The 2,289-nt window shown below is 44.5% G+C and carries 4 protein-coding genes; all 4 read right to left on the reverse strand.

Features of this window, described 5'->3' with window-relative positions:
• Nucleotides 1-72: 72 nt before the first annotated feature.
• Complete coding sequence (locus tag BM613_RS14265; protein ID WP_109431826.1) at nucleotides 73-435, reverse strand: DUF6950 family protein; 363 nt, start codon at nucleotides 433-435, stop codon at nucleotides 73-75.
• The gene (locus tag BM613_RS14270) at nucleotides 410-994 is read right to left on the reverse strand and encodes a hypothetical protein (protein WP_109431827.1); all 585 of its coding nucleotides are present in this window, start codon (nucleotides 992-994) and stop codon (nucleotides 410-412) included. The genes BM613_RS14265 and BM613_RS14270 overlap by 26 nt, the downstream gene beginning before the upstream one ends.
• Nucleotides 995-1,585, reverse strand: a complete 591-nt coding sequence (locus BM613_RS14275; RefSeq protein ID WP_109431828.1) for a hypothetical protein — start codon at nucleotides 1,583-1,585, stop codon at nucleotides 995-997. It abuts the gene before it with no gap.
• Between the two features lie 2 nt (nucleotides 1,586-1,587).
• Nucleotides 1,588-2,289 (reverse strand): hypothetical protein (locus BM613_RS15260; RefSeq protein WP_219930719.1); only part of this gene is annotated, 702 nt, incomplete at its 5' end.

Genomic DNA, 2,289 nt, shown 5'->3' on the forward strand with positions numbered 1-2,289 from the left:
TCGTTTTGTATGTTGAAGTAGACGGTGACAATGAAGATCGTCACTTGTCTATGCGCGGGCAGATTAGAATTGTTATAAGAGACAGGTCCATACCACCCCAGCAGTCAGGCCGAGATCTCCGTTAAATGTCACTACGTCACCGCGTTGAGCAAACTTTCTGTCTACACGAACTGGTAAGAATGAATCGAGAACCATTGCAAGGGATGTGTCTTTGACTCGTTTCAACATAAAGCGTTTGCAGCTAATCTCTGAGTCATATTGACCGACAACTTCATCTGCAATCTTTGTACCATATTGAGCATCAATACACTTAGCGGCAAAGATGCAGCAATCGTTTTGACCCCATTTGAATGGGACTTCTTTGAGGGAGTTAACTGTGGTTAGCAATCGCATCTGCCAACCTGGAGTCTTACTCGTAACTGAATCCTGGTGCATCTTTTTTACTTCCCCAATAAATTGAACGCTCCGCCATTTGTGCAACATATCTAAAGAAGCGGTCTCCAGGATGTAGTCGCTGTTGACTTTCATCTGTATAACGATCTGGTATACCAGAAGACCACTTTTCAAAGATGTTGGACACCGTATATGTGATAGCGTTGGTTGTGCCCGCTTGCATTGCAGTATCACTAATGAAGCCTTCAAAGAGGACGTTAGCGTTAGTCACTTGCCCTCTTTCATCCATAGTAGCGATATAACATTTCACATCGCGTCCTACGCAGTTTTCATTGAGTGTCTGCCCAACAAGTGTCATATCAAGTCCACTTAATGTAAGAGACATCGTACTTGCACTGGTAGTATTCTCTTCCGTGACACCACCTACATCACCAAGATTACCGACACCAACGAATGTCTGACCATCAATAGATAATACGCCAGTACCAGAGTGGACTCTCGTTGTTCCTGAATCAAAATAAATTGCAACTGCAATTATCATCGTGACGCTAGGTTGTTCCATAGAGTCCAATAAAGAGTCGCTGAACGGACTAAATATCATTTAAAAGGTCTCCTCAAACTCTAACGTGAACGAGTTATTGAATGCAGGTTGACGGGACACACCATTTGTGTTATCGGATAAACGAAACAATCCAAATGGGTTTTCAGTTTCTATCTTAGCTCCGTCAGGTGGGACATTTCTTAACATAGGTGCAAAGTATACCGTAGCAAGACCACTGGCGTCGCTCCATACATCTTCTGTAACAAGTTTAAGTTCGTTGTTGACAGTAATGTAATCACCTTCTTGTAGAACAAGGCGTTTAGCGAGCCAGCCTCTTGACTGTATCTGTGTCCCGGTATTATTTGCTCCTTTGACCACAGGTGTCCCAACTGGTGGGCGTCCCCATCTACCGAAGTCGTGTAACTTTATCATGCCAACCATGCCGTCCAACTTAGCGATAAGGACTTCCAGCTTTCGGGATTCCCAATCGTCCAAGTTATTAAATTTAAGACTCGCCCTCCAACGTGATCCTGGATATCCTACAACCTGTGAAGCCCCGTTGAAGGGGCTTGTAAATTTTACAGAGTTAGATACGAGATCCCAGTCCATCGTAGAAGGTCTTAAGGCTTCAGGCCAGGTTAATATCGCCATCTTTACCCCAACGCTAATTTTCTAATTGATCCACGGTTAGCAAAGTCTTGGAGTACCATGTTATAACCTTGCTGGGCGCCATCTCTTGCAGCTTGTTGAACTGCGCTTTTCAAAGCTGCATCACCATTACCCTGGATGTTAAAGTTCTGGTTAATGATAACACCCCCACCCGAATTATTGCCAGTATTTGATTGACCCTTCATAAAGTTAGTAAAGTCCGCGTTCTGTTGGGGACTAAGAACTCGTTCACCTTTATTCAGAAGCCACGTACCCTCTTCTGGAACGTTGGCTATACCATCGTGAGCCATACCAGTAAGAGCGACACTGGATAATGTCGAAATAATGTTAGCACCAGCAGCCGCAATAGTTGCATAGTTGGCCATCTTTTGCATCGGTGTCAATGCTGTCGGATCTGCTAACACCTGCGACAGTGCGGTTGTAATACTTAACATCGACTGAGCAATACTGAACGATTTAGACAGTGCGAACATAACCCTGTAAGCACCACTAGCATCATCGCCAGCAGCCGCCATAATTGTGGTCATTGATCCAGCCATAGAGCTTAGACTTTCAATGTAAGCCATTGCCGTCTGGTTCTGTGCGAGCATCTGCTTCTGAGCGTACTTCAACTGAATGTCGTGTCTTATGCGCTCATAGTTCTCTTTGATAGCGGTTAGTTGCTCTTCTTTGCCAGCAGCTAATTC

It is taken from the genome of Sulfoacidibacillus thermotolerans, from assembly GCF_003144315.1.
GTDB classification, from domain to species: domain Bacteria; phylum Bacillota; class Bacilli; order Alicyclobacillales; family SLC66; genus Sulfoacidibacillus; species Sulfoacidibacillus thermotolerans.

What these genes read in the sequence shown, in the direction of transcription:
- BM613_RS14265 (WP_109431826.1), bottom strand. Translation starts at nt 435, where the DNA reads ATGCACCAGGATTCAGTTACGAGTAAGACTCCAGGTTGGCAGATGCGA.
- BM613_RS14275 (WP_109431828.1), bottom strand. Translation starts at nt 1,585, where the DNA reads ATGGCGATATTAACCTGGCCTGAAGCCTTAAGACCTTCTACGATGGAC.
- BM613_RS14270 (WP_109431827.1), bottom strand. Translation starts at nt 994, where the DNA reads ATGATATTTAGTCCGTTCAGCGACTCTTTATTGGACTCTATGGAACAA.